The organism is Escherichia sp. MOD1-EC5495, from assembly GCF_002965965.1.
In the GTDB taxonomy this organism is placed as follows: Bacteria; Pseudomonadota; Gammaproteobacteria; order Enterobacterales; family Enterobacteriaceae; genus Escherichia; species Escherichia ruysiae.
This window is the reverse complement of record NZ_PTRI01000021.1, coordinates 1-25,556: the sequence shown is the minus strand read 5'-3', so window position 1 is coordinate 25,556 and position 25,556 is coordinate 1. Positions and strand designations below refer to the sequence as shown.

Genomic DNA, 25,556 nt, shown 5'->3' with positions numbered 1-25,556 from the left:
CGTAACGATTTGATAACAACCCGAATTGATAAAAGAGGGAAACCTTGCGGATAAGAAAAGAAAAACCTCGCCGTAGCGAGGTTAGAGATTAGTGAGCAACTATCCAGATGAGTTCAACCCAGAAGAGCATCGACAGAGAAAATGCGCCCATCCAGGACCAGTATTTCATATTTGTGGTGATCATAGGCTACACCCTTCACTTGTTATTACTTTCTGTTGAAATTATTCAACCTTTTATTGCTGTGGTGTATTAAAAACCGTTTATTTCACGAATATATCGGATAATAAGAATGATGATAATTATTGTTTCTGCTGATCATCTTCAGCAAACATCTCTATAAAAGCTTGCTGTTGCGACGTCAGTTTCCAGCCATCTGGAATAACGACTGAACATTCCCGTTTCGTTTCCGTTTCATTGTCACTATGCTGAGACAGTGGCAAAGCAACCTGATGCTGTTCCTGAACGACCATGCTTTACCCCCACACTTTCCAAATTAGCAGTGCGACAAGCACCCAGAAGAGCGCAGACCCAAGAAATACCGCAAGCCAGGCTTTACGTTTCATTTCAGGGTCCCTGCGGGGTTCCTGATTTCCAGAAGGCATTGCTAACCTCATATAATCGCCATCACTTATCAGCAAGACGCCAAACGATTGGTATAATTAATCAATTGATGAGACAAATCCTAATGAAACTTTAGCCAAAAATCCAGCTAATTTACGAATCGTCTCCAGTGAATAATTCAATCTTTTGACTTGAAATAGATATTTGAAGACTGACGTTTGCGAGGCAGGTAATTAGGCACTACTTTATGTCCGATTTACCATAAAGATTTCAGGGATAATTATATTGTGAGCGGTGTACAAATAAGAAAAAACAGAGGATATATTCCGGCACCCTGAAAACATAAAAGGTGCCGGAAATAATGCAGGTAATTATTTTTCCGGCAATTTGATATCTTTAAACATGATCTCAATTTCTTCATTGGAACGCAGTGCTACGGCGGCATCAACGACATCGCGAGTTAAATGCGGCGCAAAACGCTGAATGAAATCATACATATAACTGCGCAAAAACGTACTGCGGCGAAAACCAATTTTGGTTGTGCTATGACTGAAAATGTCATGCGCATCAACACGAACCAGGTCGGGATCCGAAACCGGATCCACCGCCATGCTGGCAATCACCCCTACACCCAACCCTAATCGAACGTAAGTTTTAATCACGTCAGCATCGGTAGCAGTGAAAACAATACGCGGCGTCAACCCTGCGCGGTTAAAGGCGGTATCCAGCTCGGAGCGTCCGGTAAAACCGAAGGTATACGTCACCAACGGATACTGCGCCAGTTCTTCAATGGTAATTGCTTTTTTGCCCGCCAGCGGATGGTCAGGTGTCACCACAATAGCCCGATTCCAGTGATAGCATGGCAGCATCACCAAATCTTCATACAAATGAAGTGCTTCCGTGGCGATAGCGAAATCGGCATTACCTTTAGAGACAGCATCGGCGATTTGTGTCGGCGATCCCTGATGCATATGCAAAGAAACGCGAGGATAACGCTCAATGAAACCTTTGATGACATTCGGTAATGCATAGCGCGCCTGAGTATGCGTGGTGGCGATATATAGCGAGCCTTTATCTGGCCAGGTGTGTTCTCCGGCGACCGATTTAATAGCATCAACTTTCGACAGAACTTCACGAGCGATACGGATTATTTCCTGCCCGGCTGGAGTAACCTGCGTCAAATGCTTGCCGCTACGGGAAAAAATTTGAATACCCAGCTCATCTTCCAGCATTCTGACTTGCTTACTGATCCCAGGTTGTGATGTGTAAAGTCCTTCAGCCGTTGATGAGACGTTCAGGTTATGATTGACGACCTCAACAATATAGCGAAGTTGTTGTAATTTCATGTTAAACCATCCAATTAGACGCCATCAGAACATCGTTTTTTCGTCACGCCTGACGGGTGACTAATACGATTTAATAATAAAAAAGGTGCTAACTATAACCACTATATCATTTATAGCTTTAGTGTATAGGTGTGGAGATAAAATAATATGCAATAAAAAAGGGTCGCTTTTGCGACCCTTTGTTTTAAAAAACCAGAAAGAATTAAAGGTTATTTTTTACCTTCAACCCATTTGCCATCAACATAAAATGCTGACCAGCCAGTTGCCTTTCCGTCTTTTTCCGAAGAGACATATTGCTGCCTGGTTTTCCGGCTAAAGCGAACCATTGTCTTATTACCTTCTGGATCTTGCTGTGGCGCATCAGCCAGATAACGCAATTTTTCTGGTAAACGGTCGCGGAAGCGATAAAGCTCTTCCACCAGCGGCGCACGCGTTTCACGTGATTTCGGGAAAGTATTGGCAGCCAGGAACACACCGGCAGCGCCATCACGCAGCACGAAATAAGCATCCGATTTTTCGCACGGTAATTCTGGCAGCGGAACCGGATCTTCTTTCGGCGGCGCGACTTCACCGTTACGTAAAATCTTACGTGTGTTTTTACACTCTTCATTGGTGCAGGCCATGTATTTACCGAAACGCCCCATTTTCAGGTGCATTTCAGAACCACATTTTTCACACTCAACGATCGGGCCGTCATAACCTTTAATACGGAATTCGCCCTCTTCGATCTCATAACCGTCGCAGGTTGGATTATTACCACAGACATGCAACTTACGTTTTGGATCGATGAGATAGCTGTCCATCGCTGTACCGCATTTCGGGCAACGACGTTTGGCACGCAGCGCGTTGGTTTCAGCGTCTTCGCCTTCCAGCACGTTAAGCACTTCGTTTTCCGGCACCAGGTTAATGGTGGTTTTGCAACGCTCTTTCGGCGGCAGCGCATAGCCAGAACAGCCAAGGAATACCCCGGTGCTAGCTGTGCGAATCCCCATTTTGCGACCACAAGTCGGGCAGTCAATGCTGGTCAGAACCATCTGGTTCGGGCGCATACCACCCTCTTCCGGATCTTTTTCAGCTTTATCTAACTGCTGGGTGAAATCCGAGAAGAAGTGGTCCAGTACAGCTTTCCACTCTGCTTCGTGATTTGCCACCTGGTCGAGGCTGTTTTCCATCTGCGCGGTGAAGTCGTAGTTCATTAACTCGCGGAAATTCTCTTCCAGGCGATCGGTGACGATTTCGCCCATTTTTTCCGCATAGAAACGACGATTTTCTACTCGCACATAGCCACGATCCTGAATGGTCGAAATGATCGACGCATAGGTAGACGGACGACCGATACCACGTTTTTCCAGTTCTTTAACCAGCGATGCTTCACTGAAACGGGCTGGCGGCTTGGTAAAGTGCTGGGCTGGTGTCAGTTCAACGAGCGTCAGAGCATCGCCTTTATTGACTGCCGGTAAGATACGATCTTCATCGCCTTTACGCAGTGCAGGCATCACTTTTGTCCAGCCATCAAAGCGCAAAATACGACCGCGTGCTTTCAGGCGGAAATCGCCCGCACCAACGGTCAGCGTCGTGGAGTCATATTTCGCTGGGGTCATCTGGCAGGCAACGAACTGACGCCAGATTAACTGGTATAGTTTCTGCGCATCTGCTTCCATATCCTTCAGCGATTCCGCCATCACATTGACGTCAGAAGGACGAATCGCTTCGTGCGCTTCCTGAGAATTTTCTTTGCTGGCGTATTGGTTTGGACTTTCCGGCAGATATTTATTACCAAAATTATCGCTGATATAACCGCGAACCATGTTTACCGCGTCCTGACTCAGGTTAGTGGAGTCGGTACGCATGTAAGTGATATAGCCTGCTTCATACAGACGCTGTGCCATCATCATGGTTTTTTTCACGCCAAAACCAAGACGGGTGCTGGCAGCTTGTTGCAGCGTAGAGGTAATAAAAGGAGCGCCTGGTTTACTGGTTGTCGGTTTGTCTTCACGTTCCAGCACGCTGTAGCGGGCTTTTTCCAGCAGACTCACCGCAGCCTGAGTTTGTTCTTTGTTGACCGGGCGGAACGGTTTGTCATTCTGATGAGTCACCTGCAACGCCAACGCTTCACCAGAAGGCGTAGTCGTACTGGCATCGACTTCCCAGAATTCTTCCGGCACGAACGCTTTAATTTCACGCTCACGCTCGACCACCAGGCGGACCGCTACGGATTGCACACGTCCGGCGGAAAGACCGCGAGCGATCTTTTTCCACAGCAGCGGAGAAACCATATAACCCACAACGCGATCCATAAAGCGACGCGCCTGCTGGGCATTAACACGATCAATATTCAGTTCGCCGGGTTTGTTGAACGCCTGGCGGATCGCGTTTTTAGTAATTTCGTTAAACACCACTCGGCTATAACGCGCATCATCACCCCCAATCACTTCCCGCAGGTGCCATGCAATGGCTTCCCCTTCGCGGTCAAGGTCGGTTGCGAGATAGATGTGGTCGGCTTTTTCAGCCAGTTGTTTCAGTTCAGAGACGACCTTCTCTTTACCAGGCAACACTTCATAGTGCGCCTCCCAATTGTGCCACGGGTCAACCCCCATACGGTTGACGAGAGCGCCACGTTCATCCTTTTTAGGCTTTTTAGCCGTTTTGGTGGAGGTAGAGTCGGCACTCTTTTTAGCAGCTGAGCCACTGGTCGGCAAATCGCGGATGTGACCGACACTGGATTTCACCACGTAGTCACTACCCAGATACTTGTTGATCGTTTTGGCTTTTGCCGGGGACTCAACGATGACAAGAGCTTTACCCATATTCACCTTACCTAATTTGATTCTTCCAGGAATGCGTCGCACATTGATAAACCTTCCACTGGCAACGAGTTACCGATATGGACTCGCTCTCTGCGGATATCAACCCCTTGTCGTGACTCTGTTCACGAAAATTCCGGTGACTGAGTTAACAGGTCTTGGCCTACAGGCGCTATAGCACGACGGAATTTTGGTCGAATGTCAAGCAAATCTATTGCCAGATTGACGAAAGCGTCACACTGTACCTGATAAAATCCGTTACGCAACTTTATTAGCATGCAAAATCCAAAGTTGCCAGTAAGGCGCTCCTGACGCCAGCGTGGTATATTTGTCTGTATGCCATGCCTGGCGTAGACTAATGTCCTTGTTTAAGGAGTAAATAATGAACAAAGAGACACAACCCATCGACCGCGAAACGCTGTTGAAAGAGGCCAACAAAATCATTCGTGAGCATGAGGACACGCTCGCAGGAATTGAAGCCACCGGCGTCACGCAGCGTAATGGCGTGCTGGTGTTCACCGGCGATTACTTTTTAGATGAGCAAGGACTGCCGACAGCGAAAAGCACTGCGGTGTTTAATATGTTCAAACACCTGGCACACGTGTTCTCGGAAAAATACCATCTGGTAGATTAAAGCAAAACGCGAGGTTTTACCCTCGCGTTTATCTTTTACATCAACGGCTTTTGCCCGCGTTGCCACCAGCGTAGCAACAATCGGTCGGCGCTCTCTGCCGCACTGCCGGTGAATCGGTCGATCAACCGTTTACGCTGCATATAACGTACATTGACCACTTCACGACCTTCCATCAGGCTAAGAATGACTTCATCACTGGTGTTGATTTCGTCAACCAGGCCTTTCTCTACCGCCTGTTGCCCATACCAGTGTTCACCGGTAGCCACCTCTTCAATATCCAGAGACGGACGCATACGTTTTACAAAATCTTTAAATAGCTGATGTGTTTCGTTCAGTTCTTCGCGGAATTTTTCGCGCCCCTCTTCGGTATTTTCACCCAGCAATGTCAGCGTGCGCTTATATTGCCCGGCGGTGTGCAGTTCAATATCAATATCTTTGCTTTTCAGGAAGCGGTTAAAGTTGGGCATTTGCGCCACCACACCGATGGAGCCTACAATGGCAAACGGCGCGGAAACAATTTTGTCAGCCACGCAGGCCATCATGTACCCGCCGCTGGCAGCTACTTTATCTACCGTAACGGTTAAAGGAATGTTTTTATCGCGCAGACGCCGCAACTGCGAAGCTGCCAGGCCATAACCATGAACCATGCCGCCGGGGCTTTCCAGACGCAAAACAACCTGATCCCGTGGCTTAAATGCCGCGAGTACTGCGGTTATCTCTTCGCGTAACGAGTTAACTTCATGCGCGTCCATGCTGCCTTTGAAATCCAGTACCCAGACTCGGGGTTTACTGTCAGTCACCACCTCGCCCAGTTTGGCTTTCGCTTTCGCTGCTTTCGCTTCTTGCTTGTGCTTCTTCTTCTGCGCTTTGTGCCACTGCTTTTGCTGATGCGGATCCATCAACGCTGCTGCCAGTTCTTCTTTCATCTCCTTATATTGTTCGCTGAGATTGTTAACCCGTAACTCGCCACGCTGGCGTTTATTACGTTGAGCAACATTGACAATAATGGCGGCAACAGCCGCAATCGCCACAACAACAGTGACAATTTTCGCCAAAAACAAACCATATTCAGACAACAATTCCACGAGTCCCACCTTGGTTAAACAACGCTTTGCCTCACAGTTTACAACAGGCATCTTAAGCCGTCTCGCAGAGATATTCTTGACGAGAAAGTATGACAAAGTATTCATTTTGCGGCGTTATCGCCCCAGGCCGATTGAAATGCGCCTCTGTTTAAGGCATAACCCCTCAAAGTCATAAAGTACACTGGCAGCGCGACTGATGATGTCGTTGAGGAGTAGCCATGCATTACCAACCAAAACAAGATTTACTCAATGATCGTATTATCCTGGTAACCGGCGCCAGCGACGGCATTGGTCGTGAAGCCGCTCAGACTTATGCGCGTTATGGCGCGACAGTGATTTTACTGGGTCGTAATGAAGAAAAATTACGTCAGGTCGCCCAGCGTATGTTCGAAGAGACCGGACGTCATCCACAGTGGTTTATTCTCGATTTACTGACCTGCACATCCGAAGATTGCCATCAACTGGCACAGCGCATTGCCGTTAATTATCCGCGTCTGGACGGCGTTCTGCATAATGCCGGATTGCTTGGCGAAGTTTGCCCGATGAGCGAACAAAATCCACAGGTCTGGCAGGATGTCATGCAGGTCAACGTTAATGCCACCTTTATGCTGACCCAAGCACTGCTTCCTTTATTACTCAAATCGGACGCCGGTTCGCTGGTCTTTACCTCATCAAGCGTCGGCCGTCAGGGGCGAGCCAACTGGGGCGCATATGCGGTGTCGAAATTTGCCACCGAAGGGATGATGCAGGTACTTGCCGATGAATATCAGCAACGTCTGCGCGTTAACTGTATTAATCCAGGAGGTACGCGCACCGCAATGCGTGCCAGTGCCTTCCCGACGGAAGATCCGCAGAAACTCAAAACCCCCGCTGATATCATGCCACTTTACCTCTGGCTGATGGGCGATGATAGCCGCCGTAAAACCGGCATGACCTTTGACGCCCAACCGGGCCGTAAACCAGGAATTTCCCAATGAGTGATGAACGCTACCAACAGCGTCAGCAGCGAGTTAAAGAAAAAGTGGATGCCCGTGTGGCGCAGGCCCAGGATGAACGCGGCATTATTATCGTTTTTACTGGCAATGGAAAAGGCAAAACCACTGCGGCATTTGGTACGGCAACGCGCGCGGTAGGTCACGGAAAAAAAGTGGGCGTCGTGCAGTTTATTAAGGGCACCTGGCCTAACGGCGAACGAAATCTGCTGGAGCCGCACGGCGTCGAGTTTCAGGTGATGGCAACCGGCTTTACCTGGGATACACAAAACCGCGAGTCTGATACCGCCGCCTGCCGCGAAGTCTGGCAACATGCAAAACGAATGCTGGCTGATTCCTCGCTAGATATGGTTTTGCTCGATGAGCTGACGTATATGGTGGCGTATGACTATTTGCCACTGGAAGAAGTGATGCAGGCCTTAAATGATCGTCCACATCAGCAAACGGTGATTATCACGGGTCGTGGCTGTCATCGGGATATACTTGAGCTGGCAGATACCGTCAGTGAATTACGCCCCGTCAAACATGCGTTTGATGCAGGCGTTAAGGCGCAAATCGGGATTGATTATTAAGTGAAAGCACCTCAAAAGATCGTCTCTTGGGGTGCTTTAATCATAATTATATTCAAGCGGCAATAGCGAAATTCAGAATGCGTTTAATCTCACTCAAATGTCCCGGATATGCTTCATGATTCTCAGCGTCAACATCTTCAATAAATAATATCAGTTCAGTAATTAACGCATTCGCGTCTTCATAACTGATTGCGCTTAACTCTGGTGAGGTTTCAGTACCATAGTTAATCGTCAGGTTGTTCATAACCGAGAGGATAAGGATAAAATATTTATGGCAAACCTTGCATGTGGTTTTGTTGCCCAGGGTATTATACAGCATGTCGAGTAATGCCAGTATTCTACGATTTTGTACATCGTTCATAAAAATCCTCCTATAACATTATTCCGCTAGCAAGAAGTAGTTTTGCCAGCCCCTCAGACGCCTTTAATCCACTAATTACTTGTGCGCGTAATATTTCATTTAACCTTTTTTGTTCAGCCGCTGTGCGTGTTTTATTAGTGTATAAATTTTTCAGATAATCACCCTTATCTATAAAGGCATTTAAAGCCTCAATCGCGGGCATAGCTGGTGCCGATGCCTGTAGTCTGGTTTCATTCACATTGATTACTGAGCTTAGAAACTCTTTCCTGTTTTTCAGAGTGTTAAACTCTGTATTTCTTGAGTTTTTAGATATGTCATTATAATAAACCATATTATTATGCACATTCGCAAAGGTAAGTTTTTCCATTTTATTACTTTTTGTATAAATATCATTGCGCAAAACTTTCATATTATTTATAAGTCTTGCCCAGTTTTTATCTACCGTTTTACCTATTTTCCCAGAATTGACTTTTATTATATATAACTCATTGAAATAATTTACTAAATCTTTAACTGCTGCTGCAGATTGCTCTAAATCTTTCCCTGGTGAAACACCAAGTAATGCTTCCGCGTTGTTTGCGTGATCCAGAGCCTGTTTAAGTAATGCCACCTGCTGACTCTCAGTCGATGCCATATCTTCAGTCAGGAGTTCTACATAAGCACTCATGCTATTAATGACTTCCATTGAAGCAAGTAATTTCTTTTTTTCAAATGGAGCTAGTTGTACTTTTTCTGTCATTGGACCCGGCGGTTGGCATAAACTTTCGCCCTGTCGATTGTTCCCTACATCAATGGTATAATCAGGCCGCAATGCACACTCTGGATTAGTCGCATAAAAATTAACAAGAAAGTTTTCACGAGAAGCATAGTATTGTTTAAAGAAACTTGCATTCGCCGCAACCGCCTTGTTACCCGCAGAAATAACAGATTCAGCTTGTTCATTTTTTAATGCTTCGGTTGCACATCCTGAAAGCATTAACAGAGATAGAAATATTCCACTATATCTAATCATAACCCACCTCTTGACGTTGAGTTTATCTCAGATAATTAAATATTAATGTGGCTATTTCCGGGTATTATTCATAAGCAAGTATGAAATTAAATTAAAATACTGCGACTATTTATCATGCTTCAAATAAAGAAAAGGCCCCGTAGGGCCTTTATTTTATACTTAACTTAAATTAACCGTTATTATTACGTCCACCAGAACGACGACCGCCACTCACCTGACTGTGACGTTTCACCGCACGTCGAATTTGATTCGCCTTCATACGACGACGATCTTTTTCTACGGCAACTTTAGAACTGGTTTCTGGCGGTAGTTCCACCAGCTCACGCAAATAGTTAGTCTGGGCGAGATCCAGCTCCGTCCAGCCACCACGTGGCAGACCTTTCGGTAGAGGGATATCACCATAACGCACACGAATCAGGCGGCTAACCTGCACGCCAACCGCTTCCCACAAACGACGAACTTCACGGTTACGGCCTTCGGTCAGGGTAACGTTGTACCACTGGTTGATCCCTTCGCCGCCGCTGAACTTGATGGTTTTAAAGGCTGCCGGACCATCTTCCAGCTGCACGCCACGACTCAAATCACGCAGTTTCGCGTCGTCAACCTGACCAAATACACGCACGGCATATTCACGTTCAACTTCACGACTGGGGTGCATTAAACGGTTTGCCAGTTCACCGTCGGTGGTGAACAGCAACAGACCACAGGTATTAACGTCGAGACGACCTACGGCAATCCAGCGCGCACCACGCAGTTTTGGCAGACGATCAAACACTGTCGGACGCCCTTCCGGGTCGTTACGGGTACATAACTCACCTTCCGGCTTGTAATAGGCCAGAACGCGACAAATTTGCTCAGCGGACTCACGCACCGAAATAAGATGACCATCGATACGGATTTTCAGTCCAGGGGTAACTTCAACGCGATCGCCGAGTTTAGCAATTTTGCCATCAACACTCACGCGACCGGCTTCAATAATAGATTCGATTTCACGGCGAGAACCGTGGCCGGCACGCGCCAGCACTTTCTGTAGCTTTTCGCTCATAGAGCTTCCTTTTGGTGTCGCCTTCACAGGCGTCGAACAGGAGAATGAATGGCACCATTCAGTGCCATTTTAAGGCCGCGTAGTATACAGAGTTACGCTCTTATAAGAAAGGCTTCACATCACCCACGCCTTCACGCACCACGACCGGCGTATCATCGGTAAGATCAATAACCGTTGTTGGTTTCTGCCCGAGATAGCCGCCGTGAATAATCAAATCTACCTGTTTTTCCAGACGGTCTTTAATTTCTTCCGGATCGGATTCGGTAAATTCGCTGCCTGGCAGCATTAGCGAAGTGGAAAGCATCGGTTCGCCCAGTGCTTCAAGCAACGCCTGCGCAATCGGGTTAGAAGGCACACGCATACCGATGGTTTTGCGTTTTTCCTGCAACAAACGGCGTGGCACCTCTTTCGTTCCCTTCAGGATGAAAGTGTAGTTACCTGGCGTGTTGTTTTTCATCAGGCGAAACGCGACGTTATCCACAAAGGAATAGGTCGAGAGTTCGGAAAGATCGCGACACATCAGAGTAAAGTTGTGACCGTCCGGCAGCTGGCGAATACGACAAATACGCTCCATCGCGTTTTTATCTTCAATTTTACAGCCGAGCGCATAGCCGGAATCGGTTGGATAAACAATCACCCCGCCTTTACGCACGATCTCCACCGCCTGGTTGATCAGACGTTGCTGCGGGTTATCAGGATGAATATAAAAAAACTGACTCATAATTCCCTCTCTGTGGTGTTCTGCGGCTGTTCCCATAGCTGCCAGACGCCTTCAACGCCTGCGGGCAGCCAGAGTTTACGACCCAGTTCAATCCACGGGCACGGCTGATGAAAATCAGATCCTTGTGATGCCCATAAATGGTGCTGGCGGGCAAGTGTCGCCAGTTGGGTGCGTTCATTGGGCGATTGCTGGCACTGCGCGACTTCCATCGCGTCGCCGTGGTGTTCGGCAAAATGCGCAACCAATCTTTTCAGCCATTTAGCACTAAGATTGTACCGCCCAGGATGAGCAAGCACCGCCTTACCGCCAGAATGATGAATGACATCAATAGCTTGTTCTATTGTACACCACTGCGGCGGAACGTATCCGGTTTTCCCACGCGCCAGATATTTTTTAAAGACATCCGCCATTGAACTGGCTTTGCCGCATTCGACCAGAAAACGAGCAAAATGACCGCGCGTCACTGCGCCCCCCTGCGCCAGTCTTTGCGCGCCTTCCAGAGCACCAGGTATTTGCGCTTTTTCCAGTCTTTCAGCGATTAACTGCGCCCGCTGATTGCGCCGTGCTGTTTGCTGCGCCAGGAACTCACACATTAGCGGATGAGTAATATCAATATTCAGCCCGACAATATGAATTTCATGATTTTCCCATACGGTAGAAATTTCCACGCCTGGAATAAGATTCAGCGCCAGTCCTGAACGTGAAATTTCTTCTCTTGCTGGTGCGATTGCTGCTGTGGTGTCATGGTCAGTGATCGCCAGCGTGCCGACGCGCATGTCTACAGCACGGTGTACCAGCGCCTCTGGCGTCAGGCAGCCATCGGAAGCCGTGGTATGGCTGTGCAGGTCATAAATGACTGCGTAATTTGTGTCGCTCAAGGCGCACTCCCGTTTTGGAAAATGTTTTTTGCGCCGACATCATAACGGTTCTGACAAATATTCTGAAATGAGCTGTTGACAATCAATCATCGAACTAGTTAACTAGTACGCAAGTTCACGTAAAAAGGGTATCGACAATGAAAGCGATTTTCGTACTGAAAGGTTGGTGGCGCACTTCCTGAAACGGGCAGTGTATTCACCATGCGTAAAGCAATCAGATACCCAGCCCGCCTAATGAGCGGGCTTTTTTTTGAACAAAATTAACGAGAATAACAATGCAAACACAAAAACCGACTCTCGAACTGTTAACCTGCGAAGGTGCTTATCGCGACAATCCAACCGCACTTTTTCACCAGTTGTGTGGGGATCGTCCCGCAACGCTGCTGCTGGAATCCGCAGATATCGACAGCAAAGATGATTTAAAAAGCCTGCTGTTGGTGGACAGTGCGCTGCGCATTACAGCTTTAGGTGACACTGTCACAATCCAGTCGCTTTCCGGCAATGGTGAAGCCCTGCTGACACTACTGGATAACGCCCTGCCTGCGGGTGTGGAAAATGAACAATCACCAAACTGCCGTGTGCTGCGCTTCCCCCCTGTCAGTTCACTGCTGGATGAAGACGCTCGCTTATGCTCCCTTTCTGTTTTTGACGCTTTCCGCTTATTGCAGAATCTGTTGAATGTACCGAAGGAAGAACGAGAAGCAATGTTCTTCGGCGGCCTGTTCTCTTATGACCTGGTCGCAGGATTTGAAGATTTACCGCAACTAACGGCGGAAAATAGCTGCCCTGATTTCTGTTTTTATCTCGCTGAAACGCTGATGGTGATTGACCATCAGAAGAAAAGTACCCGTATTCAGGCCAGCCTGTTTGCTCCAAATGAAGAAGAAAAACAGCGCCTCACCGCACGCCTTGCTGAACTTCGCCAACAGCTAACCGAAACCGCACCGCCGCTGCCGGTGGTTTCTGTGCCGCATATGCGTTGTGAGTGTAATCAAAGTGATGAAGAGTTCGGCGGTGTCGTGCGTTCGTTGCAAAAAGCGATTCGCGCCGGAGAGATTTTCCAGGTCGTACCCTCTCGCCGTTTCTCACTGCCCTGCCCGTCACCGCTGGCGGCCTATTACGTGCTGAAAAAGAGTAATCCCAGCCCGTACATGTTTTTTATGCAGGATAATGATTTCACCCTGTTTGGCGCGTCGCCGGAAAGTTCGCTCAAGTATGACGCCACCAGTCGCCAGATTGAAATCTACCCGATTGCAGGAACACGCCCACGAGGTCGTCGCGCCGATGGTTCACTGGACAGAGACCTCGACAGCCGCATTGAACTGGAGATGCGTACCGACCATAAAGAGCTTTCGGAACATCTGATGTTGGTGGATCTCGCTCGTAATGACCTGGCGCGCATTTGCACTCCCGGCAGCCGCTACGTTGCCGACCTCACCAAAGTGGACCGTTACTCTTACGTGATGCATCTCGTCTCCCGCGTTGTCGGTGAATTGCGTCACGATCTCGACGCCCTGCACGCTTACCGCGCCTGTATGAATATGGGCACATTAAGTGGCGCGCCGAAAGTGCGTGCCATGCAGTTAATTGCCGAAGCAGAAGGTCGTCGACGCGGCAGTTACGGCGGCGCAGTAGGTTATTTCACCGCGCACGGCGATCTCGATACCTGCATTGTGATCCGCTCGGCGCTGGTGGAAAACGGCATCGCCACCGTGCAAGCCGGTGCTGGCGTGGTTCTTGATTCTGTTCCGCAGTCGGAAGCCGACGAAACCCGTAATAAAGCCCGCGCTGTACTGCGCGCTATCGCCACCGCGCATCATGCACAGGAGACTTTCTGATGGCTGACATTCTGCTGCTCGATAATATCGACTCTTTTACTTACAACCTGGCAGATCAGTTGCGCAGCAATGGTCATAACGTGGTGATTTACCGCAACCATATTCCGGCGCAGACCTTAATTGAACGCCTGGCGACGATGAGCAATCCGGTGCTGATGCTTTCTCCTGGCCCTGGTGTGCCGAGTGAAGCCGGTTGTATGCCGGAACTGCTTACCCGTCTGCGCGGCAAGCTGCCGATTATTGGCATTTGCCTCGGTCATCAGGCGATTGTCGAAGCCTATGGGGGGTATGTCGGACAAGCGGGCGAAATTTTGCACGGTAAAGCGTCGAGCATTGAACATGACGGTCAGGCGATGTTTGCCGGGTTAACAAACCCACTGCCGGTGGCGCGTTATCACTCGCTGGTTGGCAGTAACATTCCGGCCGGTTTAACCATCAATGCCCATTTTAATGGCATGGTAATGGCGGTTCGTCATGATGCGGATCGCGTTTGCGGATTCCAGTTCCATCCGGAATCCATTCTCACCACTCAGGGCGCTCGCCTGCTGGAACAAACGCTGGCCTGGGCGCAGCAAAAGCTGGAACCCACCAACACGCTGCAACCGATTCTGGAAAAACTGTATCAGGCGCAGACGCTTAGCCAGCAGGAAAGCCACCAGCTTTTTTCAGCGGTGGTGCGTGGCGAACTGAAACCGGAACAACTGGCAGCGGCGCTGGTGAGCATGAAAATTCGCGGCGAGCACCCGAACGAAATCGCCGGAGCAGCAACTGCGCTTCTGGAAAACGCTGCGCCGTTCCCGCGCCCGGATTATCTGTTTGCCGATATCGTCGGCACCGGCGGTGACGGCAGCAACAGTATCAACATTTCTACCGCCAGTGCTTTTGTTGCAGCAGCCTGTGGCCTGAAAGTGGCGAAACACGGCAACCGCAGTGTCTCCAGTAAATCGGGTTCGTCGGATCTGCTGGCAGCGTTTGGTATCAACCTGGATATGAATGCCGATAAATCGCGCCAGGCGCTGGACGAGTTAGGCGTTTGCTTCCTCTTCGCACCGAAATATCACACTGGATTCCGCCATGCGATGCCAGTTCGTCAGCAACTAAAAACCCGCACTCTGTTCAACGTGCTGGGGCCATTGATTAACCCGGCGCATCCGCCGCTGGCGTTAATTGGTGTTTATAGTCCGGAACTGGTGCTGCCGATTGCCGAAACCTTGCGCGTGCTGGGGTATCAACGCGCGGCGGTGGTGCACAGCGGCGGGATGGATGAAGTTTCATTACACGCGCCGACAATCGTTGCAGAGCTTCATGACGGCGAAATTAAGAGCTATCAGTTGACCGCAGAAGATTTTGGCCTGACTCCCTACCACCAGGAACAACTGGCAGGCGGAACGCCGGAAGAAAACCGTGACATTTTAACACGTTTGTTACAAGGTAAAGGCGACGCCGCCCATGAGGCAGCCGTCGCGGCGAATGTCGCCATGTTAATGCGCCTGCATGGCCAGGAAGATCTGCAAGCCAATGCGCAAACCGTTCTTGAGGTACTGCGCAGTGGTTCCGCTTACGACAGAGTCACCGCACTGGCGGCACGAGGGTAAATGATGCAAACCGTTTTAGCGAAAATCGTCGCAGACAAGGCGATTTGGATAGAAGCCCGCAAACAGCAGCAACCGCTGGCCAGTTTTCAGAATGAGGTTCAGCCGAGCACGCGACATTTTTATGATGCGCTACAGGGTGCGCGCACGGCGTTTATTCTGGAGTGCAAGAAAGCGTCGCCGTCAAAAGGCGTGATCCGTGATGATTTCGATCCAGCACGCATTGCCGCCATTTATAAACATTACGCTTCGGCAATTTCGGTGCTGACTGATGAGAAATATTTTCAGGGGAGCTTTGATTTCCTCCCCATCGTCAGCCAAATCGCCCCGCAGCCGATTTTATGTAAAGACTTCATTATCGACCCTTACCAGATCTATCTGGCGCGCTATTACCAGGCCGATGCCTGCTTATTAATGCTTTCAGTACTGGACGACGAACAGTATCGCCAGCTCGCTGCTGTCGCCCATAGTCTGGGGATGGGTGTGCTGACCGAAGTCAGTAATGAAGAGGAACTGGAGCGCGCCATTGCGCTGGGGGCAAAAGTCGTTGGCATCAACAACCGCGATCTGCGTGATTTGTCGATTGATCTCAACCGCACGCGCGAGCTTGCGCCGAAACTGGGGCACAACGTGACGGTGATCAGCGAGTCGGGTATCAACACTTACGCGCAAGTACGCGAGTTAAGCCACTTCGCTAATGGTTTTTTGATTGGCTCGGCGCTGATGGCGCACGACGATCTAAACGCCGCCGTGCGTCGGGTACTACTGGGTGAGAATAAAGTGTGTGGCCTGACTCGCCCACAAGATGCCAGAGCTGCTTATGACGCAGGCGCGATTTACGGCGGATTGATTTTTGTTGCGACATCACCGCGCTGCGTCAGCGTTGAACAGGCGCAGGAAGTAATAACTGCGGCGTCACTACAGTATGTCGGCGTGTTTCGTAACCACGACCTTACCGATGTGCTAGCAAAAGCGAATACCTTATCGCTGGCAGCAGTACAACTGCATGGCAATGAAGACCAGCAGTATATCGACGCACTGCGTGATGCTCTGCCAGCAAACGTTGCCATCTGGAAAGCATTGAGCGTTGGAGAAACCCTGCCCGCGCGCGATTTTCAGCACATTGATAAATATGTTTTCGACAACGGTCAGGGCGGGAGCGGGCAACGTTTCGACTGGTCACTGTTAAATGGTCAATCGCTTGGCAACGTCCTGCTGGCGGGGGGCTTAGGCGCAGATAACTGCGTGGAAGCGGCACAAACCGGCTGCGCCGGGCTTGATTTTAATTCTGCTGTAGAGTCACAACCGGGCATCAAAGATGCACATCTTTTGGCCTCGGTCTTTCAGACACTGCGCGCATATTAAGGAAAGGAACAATGACAACATTACTTAACCCCTATTTTGGTGAGTTTGGCGGCATGTACGTGCCACAAATCCTGATGCCTGCCCTGCGCCAGCTGGAAGAGGCCTTCGTCAGCGCGCAAAAAGATCCTGAATTTCAGACTCAGTTCAACGATCTGCTGAAAAACTATGCCGGACGTCCGACCGCGCTGACTAAATGCCAGAACATTACGGCGGGTACTAAAACCACGCTGTACCTGAAGCGCGAAGATTTATTGCACGGCGGCGCACATAAAACCAACCAGGTGCTCGGTCAGGCTTTACTGGCGAAGCGGATGGGTAAAATCGAAATCATCGCCGAAACCGGTGCCGGTCAGCATGGCGTGGCGTCTGCCCTTGCCAGCGCCCTGCTCGGCCTGAAATGCCGCATTTATATGGGAGCCAAAGACGTTGAACGCCAGTCGCCTAACGTTTTTCGTATGCGCTTAATGGGTGCAGAAGTAATCCCGGTGCATAGCGGTTCGGCGACGCTGAAAGATGCCTGTAATGAGGCGCTGCGCGACTGGTCAGGCAGTTATGAAACCGCGCACTATATGCTGGGCACCGCAGCTGGCCCGCATCCTTACCCGACCATTGTGCGTGAGTTTCAGCGGATGATTGGCGAAGAAACGAAAGCGCAAATTCTGGAAAGAGAAGGTCGCCTGCCGGATGCCGTTATCGCCTGCGTTGGCGGTGGTTCTAATGCCATCGGTATGTTTGCTGATTTCATCAACGAAACCGACGTCTGCCTGATTGGCGTGGAGCCTGGCGGTCACGGTATCGAAACCGGCGAGCACGGCGCACCGTTAAAACATGGTCGCGTGGGCATCTATTTCGGTATGAAAGCGCCGATGATGCAGACTGAAGACGGGCAGATTGAAGAATCATACTCCATCTCCGCCGGACTGGATTTCCCGTCCGTCGGCCCGCAACATGCGTATCTCAACAGCATTGGACGCGCAGATTACGTGTCAATTACCGATGATGAAGCACTGGAAGCCTTTAAAACGCTGTGCCTGCATGAAGGGATTATTCCTGCGCTGGAATCCTCCCATGCCCTGGCTCATGCGCTGAAAATGATGCGCGAAAATCCGGAAAAAGAGCAGCTGCTGGTGGTTAACCTTTCCGGTCGCGGCGATAAAGACATCTTCACCGTTCACGATATTTTGAAAGCACGAGGGGAAATCTGATGGAACGCTATGAAACTCTGTTTGCCCAGTTGAAGGAGCGCAAAGAAGGCGCATTTGTTCCTTTCGTGACTCTCGGTGACCCTGGCATTGAGCAGTCGCTGAAAATTATCGATACGCTAATTGAAGCTGGTGCTGACGCGCTGGAGTTAGGCATCCCCTTCTCCGACCCACTCGCGGATGGCCCGACCATTCAAAACGCGACTCTGCGTGCTTTTGCGGCAGGAGTGACCCCGGCGCAGTGCTTTGAGATGCTGGCACTGATTCGCCAGAAGCACCCGACCATTCCCATCGGCCTTTTGATGTACGCCAATCTGGTGTTTAACAAAGGCATTGATGAGTTTTATGCCCAGTGCGAGAAAGCCGGCATCGATTCGGTGCTGGTTGCCGATGTGCCCGTGGAAGAGTCTGCGCCCTTCCGTCAGGCCGCGTTGCGCCATAATGTCGCACCTATCTTTATCTGCCCGCCGAATGCCGATGATGATTTGCTGCGCCAGATTGCTTCTTACGGTCGTGGTTACACCTATTTACTGTCGCGAGCAGGCGTGACCGGAGCTGAAAAACGCGCCGCGTTACCCCTCAATCATCTGGTCGCGAAGCTGAAAGAGTACAACGCTGCGCCTCCGTTACAAGGGTTTGGTATTTCTGCCCCGGAACAGGTAAAAGCAGCGATTGATGCAGGAGCTGCGGGCGCGATTTCTGGTTCGGCAATTGTTAAAATCATCGAGCAACATATTAATGAGCCAGAGAAAATGCTGGTAGCATTGAAAGCTTTTGTACAACCGATGAAAGCGGCAACACGCAGTTAATCCCACAGCCGTCAGTTCTGCTGACGGCATTTTGTATTCCTTTAACGAAGCCAGAAAAATCTTAATTTTATTTATTATTTGCCTTTTTACCGTTTTGCTTAACCCTAACATACGTCAACTTACGTCATTTTTCCGCCCAACAGTAATATAATCAAACAAATTAATCCCGCAACATAACACCAGTAAAATCAATAATTTTTCCTAAGTCACTTATTCCTCAGGCAATTGTTAATATACCTAGAAGTTTCCTCAAAAATATATTTCCCACCCTCCTTCTTGCCACACTTAATTTGACTAATTCTCATTAGCGGCTAATTTTAATGAGTGTCGACACACAACACTCATATTAATGAAACAATGCAACGCAACGGGAGAAATAACATGGCCGAACATCGTGGTGGTTCAGGAAATTTCGCCGAAGACCGTGAGAAGGCATCCGACGCAGGTCGTAAAGGCGGTCAGCACAGCGGCGGTAATTTTAAAAATGATCCGCAACGCGCATCCGAAGCGGGTAAAAAAGGCGGTCAACAAAGCGGTGGTAATAAATCAGGAAAATCCTGATCCACTGTTAATTATTAATATCAGCTGATAAAGATAATTGCATCTGCGAGCCTTCTGGCTCGCAGTAATTTCACTGGAGAAAAATATGAATATGAAGACCATTGAAGATGTATTTATTCACCTGCTTTCAGACACCTACAGCGCAGAAAAACAGTTAACTCGCGCGCTGGCAAAACTTTCCAGAGCGACATCTAACGAAAAATTAAGCCAGGCCTTTCATGCGCACCTTGAGGAAACTCATGGACAGATAGAACGTATTGATCAAGTCGTAGAATCCGAATCAAATCTTAAAATTAAACGCATGAAGTGTGTAGCAATGGAAGGACTCATTGAAGAAGCTAATGAGGTCATCGAAAGCACCGAGAAAAACGAAGTGCGTGATGCCGCACTGATTGCCGCCGCACAGAAAGTCGAGCACTATGAGATTGCCAGTTACGGGACATTAGCGACCCTGGCTGAACAGTTAGGTTATCGTAAAGCAGCGAAGCTTCTTAAAGAAACCCTGGAAGAAGAAAAGGCTACCGATATCAAACTGACTGATCTGGCCCTTAATAACGTAAATAAGAAAGCCGAAAATAAAGCCTGAAATATGAACTTAAACTTTCAGTAATTTTATAAAGAGGACATTTTCATGAATCGTATTGAACATTATCATGACTGGCTACGTGACGCCCATGCAATGGAAAAGCAAGCAGAATCTATGCTTGAATCAATGGCCAGCCGCATAGATAATTATCCTGATTTACGCGTACGTATTGAACAACATCTTAGCGAAACTAAAAACCAGATTGTTCAACTGGAAACTATTCTTGACCGTAATGACATTTCGCGCTCAGTCATTAAAGATTCGATGAGTAAAATGGCGGCGCTTGGGCAGTCTATTGGTGGTATTTTCCCTTCTGATGAAATTGTAAAAGGTTCAATTAGCGGCTATGTCTTCGAGCAATTTGAAATCGCCTGCTATACCTCACTATTAGCTGCGGCAAAAAATGCCGGTGATACCGCCTCTATTCCGGTCATCGAAGCGATTTTAAATGAGGAAAAGCAGATGGCCGACTGGCTGATTCAGCATATTCCGCAAACAACTGAGAAATTTTTAATTCGCTCTGAAGCTGATGGCGTAGAAGCGAAGAAATAATACCCTTTATGCCATGTCCTTATTGACCCCGTAATTACGGGTCATTTTTGCGGGGAATTAAAAGCGATAACCTGCTGAGAACATAAACACCCACGGATCGAGGCGTACGCTATCGTGTTGCTGTGCACCGCCCAGCTTATAATTGGCGGTAGTATCGATATCCATGTACCAGACTGGCAGGTTTTGAAAAAGGTAATAACCATTTGTTTATAAAAAGAAAAACAAGACTTTTAGTCGCTTTTTTATACCGATTCCCTGCTACATTAACTGTTTGATTTCGTTGAACTCTTTTTTATTTTTGCAGGGGCTTATTCCTGTCAAATTGGTCTTCTCCCACCCGATACATCCACATATCGGTTGTTTGCCATACCAACGAATTTTCAGTATCCATAAAATGTTCATTTTTGTAGCGCAAAGCCCTGAATATTTAATCAGGGCTTTTTATGTAATGGAATGCATTCAACCGCGCCAGACTCGCCATTATCATCAAAAAATCGGCCCCCCTGCCGTGCAAAAATGCGAACAACATCACTCCACTAATCAGCCTGTTATGGCATGATTAGCACGCTGACCATTATAAAAACCTGATATGTAGTGGCACACTAAATTTGGTCACCTGATTAATGTTTAGCGATATTACAACAGGCACTCAATGAATACATGTTATAAGGCTCTCGCTCAGGAGCACTGAATCGTTCCATTCCTGAATTAAATTTCTGCGACTCTTCCATCACTATCTCCTGATAAATAATATCATGCGACCACGGTCGCACGGCTCTGAATACACGTCCTGTTTATCCCCCCTCACACAGGACTGGCGAGCATGAGGGACAAACTCGCGAATCATAAACGCGGTAAAAAACCGGTGTGCATCGTTTTTGATTATCCCCGCACACTCGCGCAGAGGAGTATCCCGTAATGGCTGCGGTCTCTGTTAATGCGGGAACACGGCGACGATACAGCGCCAGTTATGGGTATGAAAATCCTCACTATCGCAAAGCTATATCAACCTGTAGTGATGCGAAATTACCCGTAGCAAAAGGTATCTCCGCACATCTGCAAGAACACAGCCTTAAACACTCAGATGAAATAATGATTTGTTAAGATTTATATTATATGTTCGACATGGTACAACACTTAAGGGATGAAATATGAACAGATACTCTAAACTTCAAATTCAATTACATTGGCTGACTCTCGTATTAATAGCTATAGCCTGTGCTGCCATGGAACTTCGAGGTTTGTTTCCTAAAGGGTCTTCCGCCTATTTGCTTATGAGAGAAACACATTACAATGCTGGTATATTTATCCTTCTACTGATGATAATAAGAGTAATTATCAATAATAAATATATAACACCAGCTATTACGCCGCCCCCACCTGCATGGCAAATGATATCAGCCAAATTCATGCAAACCCTGTTATACATATCTTTTTTGGTGTTACCAATATCAGGACTTGCAATCATGGTTTTTGGAGGTAAAGCATGGAGCCTTCTGGGGATTGATATTCCCACTTTCGCTAACACCGACGGAGAAGTAAAATCCGTAGCCAAGACTATTCATGAATCACTTGCAAACATTGGTTATTTATTAATCACACTCCATGCTGGCGCTGCATTAATTCATCATTATATTCAGAAGGACAATACACTTGTCAGAATGCTCCCTGAGCACCAGCATGATAAAAAGTGAGGAAGAGAAGAACCATCACTCTGACAGGTATTTTATAATACCTGTCACACTCTGTACCTCAGTTTCAGTGACTATTAGTACGTCTCTGTCAGATAATTTGAATCTCTGACTAAATTATAAATGCGTTCACATGTCAATCCAGCGCGGTAATTTTCGTCAGCTCGTTTAGCATAATATCCAGCTTCTTCTGCAAGGCTTCCGGGCATGTCGGCGAGCATTGCGACGTTGCTTTCGATTGTTTTGCTTCTGACGGTAGCGGCAATATTTGCGGTATGCTCTGCCGATTCCAGTCTGACTGGTAAGCCTTGTTGCTTTTTCCCGCAACTGACTAACAGTGGCAGATAAACCAGCAACAGTAGCATTGGCTTTGACAGCTTTCTCTTGTGCATCTTTGACAGCCTCATCACGGGCAACAATACGCCCCTGTTCAATCCTCCTGGTAGCAATCTGCGTATTAACAATCTGCGACGACTCTTCACTGTCCCGCTCAGCCCATTTCGTTTGCCATTCTCTTTCACACCAGACATTTCCGGCAATAAATGAGCCAATTGACAGCAATACAATGGCCACAAGCTTAATCAATTATCTATCCCCCAGCACGTCAGCATGCTTTCCTGGTCACGCCGTGATACCTGACCGTAGCAGTTGTTTGAGCGAATACGGCAGTCTTTGCCACCATCCTTAATCCACCAGCGAATCGCCTCGCAGGCACCTTTACGATCACCGGCATTAAGCCGCTTATAAAACGTCGACGGGAAACACTTACCTGGGCCAATGTTGTACGGACAGAACGACGCGATACCTGCTTTCTGCGGCTCAGTCAGCGATACCTGGATATTTTCCTCCACCCACGCCAGCGCCTTATTGCGCTCGATGGCGTTCACCTGCTCGCATTTTGTCTTCGTCAGTTTCATGCCAGGAACGACAGGCTTACCGTCCACCATTGTGGCACCACGGCAGATGGTCCAGATACCCGTACCATCACGGTATGCTGTTATGTGGTTGCCTTCCTTTTCATCCAGAAACTGGTCGAGAATTTCAGGCGCAGAAGCCCCTGCGGCAATCATCGCCAGAACGGCAGCCGACAGGCCGTATTTGATTTTTGCACTCATGGATATTTATCAGGATTTATCGGTTTCTCATTCCATGGTATGTCTGGTGCGTAATCCAACATTCACAACACATATAATCAATATACTCACCGGGACACATCAGATAACAACAAATGAGATTTTATAAATGAATAACAAAGACAATTTACGCAGGGAGTTTTTGCAGGTAATGAATGAAAATATTAAGTCAGAGCTCCGGAGACTTATCACGGATAATAGCGAAACCACTAGAGCCATTCTCGCAGAGCCTTACGGCAAACTGTCAACAGAAACGATGGATATCGTTATCACCACATTAACACCATTAATGCTTCAGCATCTGAAACACCATATTAACAAATGGGTTAATGAGGAATTCAGTCGCCCTGATTGCCCATGGGATAAGAATTATGCATGCCTGCAAAAAAAGCGAATTTTCAATAATCTATCATTAAAATTCAGATAGCCAGAAACCTGTAGTACCCCTTTTTCCCTTGGTTCCCATGACAGGCACAAACCATAATGTACTTTACTGAATGGTGGTTATCAGAATCACAAAGAAGAGGCTTCATCAGCGATGCTTCCTTTTCTGCACCACTGACCAGTGCTTCAATCCCCGCAACAACCTGAAAATCCCCCATTATCCAGGCAATCATGTATCCCTTTAACAACCAGTTAGTATTTTTTATTCATCACCTACTCTCCACGCGCCGCCTTACGACGATCATCTTTAATTTTGAAATACAGATTCGTCAGGTACGTCAGCAAACCAAACAGCAGACTCCCCAGCACACCTATCGCCGCCCACTGAGACGGGGATAGCCTGTCCAGCAACTGCAGAAACCAGTATCCCGTCCCCACCGCAGACGTGGTGTATGACACTCCTGTTGTGATTTTTTCCATCTGGTACATATCCCCGCCTCCCGTTCACCGAAAGCGCACGATAACAAAAGACCACCGCGATATGCTGGTGGCCTGTGCGTCATGTATCACAGCATGGTCGCTGGTTCAGGCTGCAGTACATCAGCCGGTTGTTCTCCAGCACCGGGTTGTGCCTCAGGTTGTTCGCTGCTGTTTTCCACCGGAGAGTCTGCTGTATTCTCACCATCCCCTGCCTGTGGCGCAGATGCCCCCTCAGCAGGTCCGATAAGCTCATCCAGAATCGCTTCCACATCAGCATCAATCTGAGCCTCAAACGTTTTACGGATAGATGCTTTCAGCGTACCGCGTACTTCTTCAGTGCGCAGCGCAGACTTCACTGCATCAGCAGTGACAAGTTTTTTCATTTCTGTCATGGGATTTTCTCGCTGTGAGATGTGATTACGGGAGGGGGGGAGCTTTTGGCTCAGCTGACTGACTGGCGCTGATTTTTTCAGCCGCCATGGCATCAATTTTTTTACGGATGTAGTTACGGATGATTTTATAACCGCCACTCACCAGATATAAGACACATACCACCGTGCAGAAATACAATAAAATAAGCTGTAAAAATATCATTATCCCTCCCAATTATTGATATGGTGTTGACATCGTTAATACCTGTTGGTTAAAAAAGCGTCCTGCATTTTTTGCTTTGGACATAACGACCTCTGCCGCCGGTTTCCTTGTTTTCCCTTTCCCGGCGGCATTTTTTTATCCTGCTGACGGGTTATTCACTTCCACCATAATGCTGCCAATCAGTACCGGATACGTTGCATTACTGGTGATATCGGTCAGGCGTAACTTGTCTGCCGCCAGTGTCCCTACCGGAGACTGCGACAGCATGAACGGTGTCCCGTCCTGTCCATCAATCACCGGCGTCACCTGAATGCTGGTAATATGCCCGTACGGCCTGCATAAGTGACGACATATGGATGTATTTCAGATGATGTACCCACCTTGTGGTTCATTCGCATAAAAGAAGCCCCTCCAAAGAGGGGCTGATGGCCGCATTTACTTCCATCGTCGGTATGACGCCGGGAGCCTCCCGGTGAATCCTGCAATGACCAGACAGGATACGTAACTGGCCTATGCGATAACGCGACCAAACATATGTCATTCTTCCCATCTGCACAGGGGGATTCACAATGCGATTATTATTTGAATAACAGAAACCCAAGGAAGAACAACACTGTGATATTAATAAAACTCAATATTCATATTTTATTATCGAATACAGAAATAAAAACCTTTACCACCTCCAGATAATAATAATCACTATGGATTTGCCCCTATATTTCCAGACACCTGTTATCACTTAACCCATTACTGGCCT

The 25,556-nt window shown here is 48.2% G+C and carries 31 protein-coding genes, 3 pseudogenes and 1 other annotated feature; of the genes and pseudogenes, 14 read left to right on the top strand and 20 right to left on the bottom strand.

Annotated features, from left to right (window positions below; genetic code table 11):
- Positions 1 to 88: 88 nt before the first annotated feature.
- The 5 genes from ymiC to topA form a co-directional block, all read right to left on the bottom strand.
- Positions 89 to 184, bottom strand: coding sequence for a small membrane protein YmiC (gene ymiC / locus BEG40_RS21785; protein WP_016158389.1), 96 nt, complete (start codon positions 182 to 184; stop codon positions 89 to 91).
- Positions 185 to 300: 116 nt separating this feature from the next.
- Entirely contained in the window at positions 301 to 471 is a 171-nt protein-coding gene (locus tag BEG40_RS16710; protein WP_000261430.1) for a YciX family protein, read from the bottom strand.
- 3 nt (positions 472 to 474) lie between these two features.
- Positions 475 to 615 (bottom strand): YmiA family putative membrane protein, encoded by a 141-nt coding sequence (locus BEG40_RS16705; protein WP_222672706.1) that lies wholly within the window; start codon positions 613 to 615, stop codon positions 475 to 477.
- 318 nt (positions 616 to 933) lie between these two features.
- A complete protein-coding gene (cysB, locus tag BEG40_RS16700; protein WP_000776255.1) occupies positions 934 to 1,908 on the bottom strand; it encodes an HTH-type transcriptional regulator CysB in 975 nt (324 codons plus the stop codon).
- Between the two features lie 209 nt (positions 1,909 to 2,117).
- Positions 2,118 to 4,715: a type I DNA topoisomerase gene (topA, locus tag BEG40_RS16690; RefSeq protein WP_105285789.1), complete on the bottom strand. Its 2,598-nt coding sequence runs from the start codon at positions 4,713 to 4,715 to the stop codon at positions 2,118 to 2,120.
- Positions 4,716 to 5,094: 379 nt separating this feature from the next.
- On the opposite strand from topA, the gene BEG40_RS16680 reads away from it, so the two are divergent.
- Complete coding sequence (locus tag BEG40_RS16680) at positions 5,095 to 5,346, top strand: YciN family protein (protein WP_104208405.1); 252 nt, start codon at positions 5,095 to 5,097, stop codon at positions 5,344 to 5,346.
- A gap of 35 nt (positions 5,347 to 5,381) precedes the next feature.
- Here the strand turns inward: BEG40_RS16680 and sohB are convergent, their stop codons facing one another.
- Positions 5,382 to 6,431 (bottom strand): protease SohB, encoded by a 1,050-nt coding sequence (gene sohB / locus BEG40_RS16675; protein ID WP_000422075.1) that lies wholly within the window; start codon positions 6,429 to 6,431, stop codon positions 5,382 to 5,384.
- 218 nt (positions 6,432 to 6,649) lie between these two features.
- Between sohB and BEG40_RS16670 the strand changes: the two genes are divergently transcribed.
- Both BEG40_RS16670 and cobO read left to right on the top strand, forming a co-directional pair.
- Complete coding sequence (locus tag BEG40_RS16670) at positions 6,650 to 7,408, top strand: YciK family oxidoreductase (protein WP_000559298.1); 759 nt, start codon at positions 6,650 to 6,652, stop codon at positions 7,406 to 7,408.
- Entirely contained in the window at positions 7,405 to 7,995 is a 591-nt protein-coding gene (cobO, locus tag BEG40_RS16665) for a cob(I)yrinic acid a,c-diamide adenosyltransferase (protein ID WP_001278900.1), read from the top strand. The genes BEG40_RS16670 and cobO overlap by 4 nt, the downstream gene beginning before the upstream one ends.
- A 52-nt stretch (positions 7,996 to 8,047) precedes the next feature.
- On the opposite strand, the gene BEG40_RS16660 is transcribed toward cobO, so the two are convergent.
- The 5 genes from BEG40_RS16660 to rnm form a co-directional block, all read right to left on the bottom strand.
- Positions 8,048 to 8,356, bottom strand: coding sequence for a hypothetical protein (locus BEG40_RS16660; RefSeq protein WP_001000708.1), 309 nt, complete (start codon positions 8,354 to 8,356; stop codon positions 8,048 to 8,050).
- A gap of 10 nt (positions 8,357 to 8,366) precedes the next feature.
- Positions 8,367 to 9,368, bottom strand: a complete 1,002-nt coding sequence (locus BEG40_RS16655; protein ID WP_000622016.1) for a hypothetical protein — start codon at positions 9,366 to 9,368, stop codon at positions 8,367 to 8,369.
- Positions 9,369 to 9,537: 169 nt separating this feature from the next.
- Positions 9,538 to 10,413 (bottom strand): 23S rRNA pseudouridine(2605) synthase RluB, encoded by an 876-nt coding sequence (rluB, locus tag BEG40_RS16650; protein WP_001291217.1) that lies wholly within the window; start codon positions 10,411 to 10,413, stop codon positions 9,538 to 9,540.
- A 100-nt stretch (positions 10,414 to 10,513) separates the two neighbouring features.
- Positions 10,514 to 11,134, bottom strand: coding sequence for an L-threonylcarbamoyladenylate synthase (locus tag BEG40_RS16645; RefSeq protein ID WP_001295575.1), 621 nt, complete (start codon positions 11,132 to 11,134; stop codon positions 10,514 to 10,516).
- Positions 11,131 to 12,012 carry an RNase RNM gene (gene rnm / locus BEG40_RS16640; RefSeq protein ID WP_001285653.1) on the bottom strand — a complete coding sequence of 294 codons (882 nt, stop codon included), beginning with the start codon at positions 12,010 to 12,012 and terminating at the stop codon, positions 11,131 to 11,133. The genes BEG40_RS16645 and rnm overlap by 4 nt, the downstream gene beginning before the upstream one ends.
- 137 nt (positions 12,013 to 12,149) lie before the next feature.
- On the opposite strand from rnm, the gene trpL reads away from it, so the two are divergent.
- The 9 genes from trpL to BEG40_RS16595 all read left to right on the top strand — a co-directional run bounded on the left by trpL (position 12,150) and on the right by BEG40_RS16595 (position 20,517).
- Positions 12,150 to 12,194, top strand: a complete 45-nt coding sequence (gene trpL / locus BEG40_RS16635) for a trp operon leader peptide (RefSeq protein ID WP_001700591.1) — start codon at positions 12,150 to 12,152, stop codon at positions 12,192 to 12,194.
- Positions 12,171 to 12,264 (top strand) — a sequence feature (Trp leader region). Its footprint overlaps the gene before it by 24 nt.
- A 23-nt stretch (positions 12,265 to 12,287) precedes the next feature.
- Positions 12,288 to 13,850, top strand: coding sequence for an anthranilate synthase component I (gene trpE, locus BEG40_RS16630; RefSeq protein ID WP_001194608.1), 1,563 nt, complete (start codon positions 12,288 to 12,290; stop codon positions 13,848 to 13,850).
- A complete protein-coding gene (gene trpD / locus BEG40_RS16625) occupies positions 13,850 to 15,445 on the top strand; it encodes a bifunctional anthranilate synthase glutamate amidotransferase component TrpG/anthranilate phosphoribosyltransferase TrpD (RefSeq protein WP_016158394.1) in 1,596 nt (531 codons plus the stop codon). The genes trpE and trpD overlap by 1 nt, the downstream gene beginning before the upstream one ends.
- On the top strand, positions 15,446 to 16,807 hold the full coding sequence (gene trpCF / locus BEG40_RS16620; protein ID WP_000983847.1) for a bifunctional indole-3-glycerol-phosphate synthase TrpC/phosphoribosylanthranilate isomerase TrpF: 1,362 nt from the start codon (positions 15,446 to 15,448) through the stop codon (positions 16,805 to 16,807).
- A gap of 11 nt (positions 16,808 to 16,818) precedes the next feature.
- Positions 16,819 to 18,012, top strand: coding sequence for a tryptophan synthase subunit beta (trpB, locus tag BEG40_RS16615; protein ID WP_105285788.1), 1,194 nt, complete (start codon positions 16,819 to 16,821; stop codon positions 18,010 to 18,012).
- Entirely contained in the window at positions 18,012 to 18,818 is an 807-nt protein-coding gene (gene trpA, locus BEG40_RS16610; protein ID WP_000443099.1) for a tryptophan synthase subunit alpha, read from the top strand. Before trpB ends, trpA begins: the two co-directional genes overlap by 1 nt.
- 381 nt (positions 18,819 to 19,199) lie before the next feature.
- On the top strand, positions 19,200 to 19,379 hold the full coding sequence (locus tag BEG40_RS16605; RefSeq protein WP_000807651.1) for a con-10 family general stress protein: 180 nt from the start codon (positions 19,200 to 19,202) through the stop codon (positions 19,377 to 19,379).
- An 85-nt stretch (positions 19,380 to 19,464) separates the two neighbouring features.
- Positions 19,465 to 19,965, top strand: a complete 501-nt coding sequence (locus BEG40_RS16600; protein ID WP_001056502.1) for a YciE/YciF ferroxidase family protein — start codon at positions 19,465 to 19,467, stop codon at positions 19,963 to 19,965.
- Positions 19,966 to 20,010: 45 nt separating this feature from the next.
- Positions 20,011 to 20,517 (top strand): ferritin-like domain-containing protein, encoded by a 507-nt coding sequence (locus BEG40_RS16595; RefSeq protein WP_105285787.1) that lies wholly within the window; start codon positions 20,011 to 20,013, stop codon positions 20,515 to 20,517.
- A gap of 57 nt (positions 20,518 to 20,574) precedes the next feature.
- Here the strand turns inward: BEG40_RS16595 and BEG40_RS16590 are convergent.
- Positions 20,575 to 20,700 (bottom strand): annotated as a pseudogene (locus BEG40_RS16590) (OmpW family outer membrane protein); the annotation flags it as partial.
- Positions 20,701 to 21,668: 968 nt separating this feature from the next.
- Here BEG40_RS16590 and BEG40_RS16585 point away from each other — a divergent pair.
- A complete protein-coding gene (locus BEG40_RS16585; protein WP_105285786.1) occupies positions 21,669 to 22,211 on the top strand; it encodes a cytochrome b in 543 nt (180 codons plus the stop codon).
- A 74-nt stretch (positions 22,212 to 22,285) separates the two neighbouring features.
- Here the strand turns inward: BEG40_RS16585 and BEG40_RS22375 are convergent, their stop codons facing one another.
- The 3 genes and pseudogenes from BEG40_RS22375 to BEG40_RS16575 form a co-directional block, all read right to left on the bottom strand.
- Positions 22,286 to 22,447 (bottom strand): DUF2514 family protein, encoded by a 162-nt coding sequence (locus tag BEG40_RS22375; protein ID WP_491624916.1) that lies wholly within the window; start codon positions 22,445 to 22,447, stop codon positions 22,286 to 22,288.
- Positions 22,448 to 22,580: 133 nt separating this feature from the next.
- Positions 22,581 to 22,781: pseudogene (locus BEG40_RS22370) on the bottom strand (DUF2514 family protein); the annotation flags it as partial.
- An 8-nt stretch (positions 22,782 to 22,789) separates the two neighbouring features.
- Positions 22,790 to 23,323, bottom strand: coding sequence for a lysozyme (locus tag BEG40_RS16575; RefSeq protein ID WP_105285785.1), 534 nt, complete (start codon positions 23,321 to 23,323; stop codon positions 22,790 to 22,792).
- A 127-nt stretch (positions 23,324 to 23,450) separates the two neighbouring features.
- Between BEG40_RS16575 and BEG40_RS16570 the strand changes: the two genes are divergently transcribed.
- Positions 23,451 to 23,768, top strand: a complete 318-nt coding sequence (locus tag BEG40_RS16570; RefSeq protein WP_105285784.1) for a hypothetical protein — start codon at positions 23,451 to 23,453, stop codon at positions 23,766 to 23,768.
- On the opposite strand, the gene BEG40_RS16565 is transcribed toward BEG40_RS16570, so the two are convergent.
- The 5 genes and pseudogenes from BEG40_RS16565 to BEG40_RS16545 all read right to left on the bottom strand — a co-directional run.
- Complete coding sequence (locus BEG40_RS16565; RefSeq protein ID WP_105285783.1) at positions 23,761 to 23,958, bottom strand: hypothetical protein; 198 nt, start codon at positions 23,956 to 23,958, stop codon at positions 23,761 to 23,763. The genes BEG40_RS16570 and BEG40_RS16565 overlap by 8 nt on opposite strands.
- Before the next feature lie 40 nt (positions 23,959 to 23,998).
- Positions 23,999 to 24,214 (bottom strand): class II holin family protein, encoded by a 216-nt coding sequence (locus BEG40_RS16560; RefSeq protein WP_105285782.1) that lies wholly within the window; start codon positions 24,212 to 24,214, stop codon positions 23,999 to 24,001.
- 77 nt (positions 24,215 to 24,291) lie between these two features.
- Positions 24,292 to 24,597 carry a DUF826 domain-containing protein gene (locus tag BEG40_RS16555; protein WP_261785824.1) on the bottom strand — a complete coding sequence of 102 codons (306 nt, stop codon included), beginning with the start codon at positions 24,595 to 24,597 and terminating at the stop codon, positions 24,292 to 24,294.
- 25 nt (positions 24,598 to 24,622) lie between these two features.
- Positions 24,623 to 24,799, bottom strand: a complete 177-nt coding sequence (locus BEG40_RS16550; protein ID WP_105285780.1) for a DUF1378 family protein — start codon at positions 24,797 to 24,799, stop codon at positions 24,623 to 24,625.
- A gap of 135 nt (positions 24,800 to 24,934) precedes the next feature.
- A pseudogene (locus BEG40_RS16545) lies at positions 24,935 to 25,114 on the bottom strand (hypothetical protein); the annotation flags it as partial.
- Positions 25,115 to 25,556 lie beyond the last annotated feature (442 nt).

Bases quoted from the DNA above. Each gene is read 5' to 3' on its own strand.
- ymiC (WP_016158389.1), bottom strand. From the start codon at position 184: ATGATCACCACAAATATGAAATACTGGTCCTGGATGGGCGCATTTTCT.
- BEG40_RS16550 (WP_105285780.1), bottom strand. From the start codon at position 24,799: ATGATATTTTTACAGCTTATTTTATTGTATTTCTGCACGGTGGTATGT.
- BEG40_RS16600 (WP_001056502.1), top strand. From the start codon at position 19,465: ATGAATATGAAGACCATTGAAGATGTATTTATTCACCTGCTTTCAGAC.
- BEG40_RS16655 (WP_000622016.1), bottom strand. From the start codon at position 9,368: ATGATTAGATATAGTGGAATATTTCTATCTCTGTTAATGCTTTCAGGA.
- trpE (WP_001194608.1), top strand. From the start codon at position 12,288: ATGCAAACACAAAAACCGACTCTCGAACTGTTAACCTGCGAAGGTGCT.
- BEG40_RS16575 (WP_105285785.1), bottom strand. From the start codon at position 23,323: ATGAGTGCAAAAATCAAATACGGCCTGTCGGCTGCCGTTCTGGCGATG.
- BEG40_RS16570 (WP_105285784.1), top strand. From the start codon at position 23,451: ATGAATAACAAAGACAATTTACGCAGGGAGTTTTTGCAGGTAATGAAT.
- BEG40_RS16705 (WP_222672706.1), bottom strand. From the start codon at position 615: ATGAGGTTAGCAATGCCTTCTGGAAATCAGGAACCCCGCAGGGACCCT.
- trpA (WP_000443099.1), top strand. From the start codon at position 18,012: ATGGAACGCTATGAAACTCTGTTTGCCCAGTTGAAGGAGCGCAAAGAA.
- topA (WP_105285789.1), bottom strand. From the start codon at position 4,715: ATGGGTAAAGCTCTTGTCATCGTTGAGTCCCCGGCAAAAGCCAAAACG.
- BEG40_RS16585 (WP_105285786.1), top strand. From the start codon at position 21,669: ATGAACAGATACTCTAAACTTCAAATTCAATTACATTGGCTGACTCTC.
- trpCF (WP_000983847.1), top strand. From the start codon at position 15,446: ATGATGCAAACCGTTTTAGCGAAAATCGTCGCAGACAAGGCGATTTGG.
- BEG40_RS16645 (WP_001295575.1), bottom strand. From the start codon at position 11,134: ATGAGTCAGTTTTTTTATATTCATCCTGATAACCCGCAGCAACGTCTG.
- trpD (WP_016158394.1), top strand. From the start codon at position 13,850: ATGGCTGACATTCTGCTGCTCGATAATATCGACTCTTTTACTTACAAC.
- rluB (WP_001291217.1), bottom strand. From the start codon at position 10,413: ATGAGCGAAAAGCTACAGAAAGTGCTGGCGCGTGCCGGCCACGGTTCT.
- BEG40_RS16595 (WP_105285787.1), top strand. From the start codon at position 20,011: ATGAATCGTATTGAACATTATCATGACTGGCTACGTGACGCCCATGCA.
- BEG40_RS16565 (WP_105285783.1), bottom strand. From the start codon at position 23,958: ATGATTGCCTGGATAATGGGGGATTTTCAGGTTGTTGCGGGGATTGAA.
- BEG40_RS16660 (WP_001000708.1), bottom strand. From the start codon at position 8,356: ATGAACGATGTACAAAATCGTAGAATACTGGCATTACTCGACATGCTG.
- cobO (WP_001278900.1), top strand. From the start codon at position 7,405: ATGAGTGATGAACGCTACCAACAGCGTCAGCAGCGAGTTAAAGAAAAA.
- BEG40_RS16605 (WP_000807651.1), top strand. From the start codon at position 19,200: ATGGCCGAACATCGTGGTGGTTCAGGAAATTTCGCCGAAGACCGTGAG.
- BEG40_RS16560 (WP_105285782.1), bottom strand. From the start codon at position 24,214: ATGTACCAGATGGAAAAAATCACAACAGGAGTGTCATACACCACGTCT.
- BEG40_RS16555 (WP_261785824.1), bottom strand. From the start codon at position 24,597: ATGACAGAAATGAAAAAACTTGTCACTGCTGATGCAGTGAAGTCTGCG.
- cysB (WP_000776255.1), bottom strand. From the start codon at position 1,908: ATGAAATTACAACAACTTCGCTATATTGTTGAGGTCGTCAATCATAAC.
- BEG40_RS16680 (WP_104208405.1), top strand. From the start codon at position 5,095: ATGAACAAAGAGACACAACCCATCGACCGCGAAACGCTGTTGAAAGAG.
- BEG40_RS16710 (WP_000261430.1), bottom strand. From the start codon at position 471: ATGGTCGTTCAGGAACAGCATCAGGTTGCTTTGCCACTGTCTCAGCAT.
- BEG40_RS16670 (WP_000559298.1), top strand. From the start codon at position 6,650: ATGCATTACCAACCAAAACAAGATTTACTCAATGATCGTATTATCCTG.
- trpB (WP_105285788.1), top strand. From the start codon at position 16,819: ATGACAACATTACTTAACCCCTATTTTGGTGAGTTTGGCGGCATGTAC.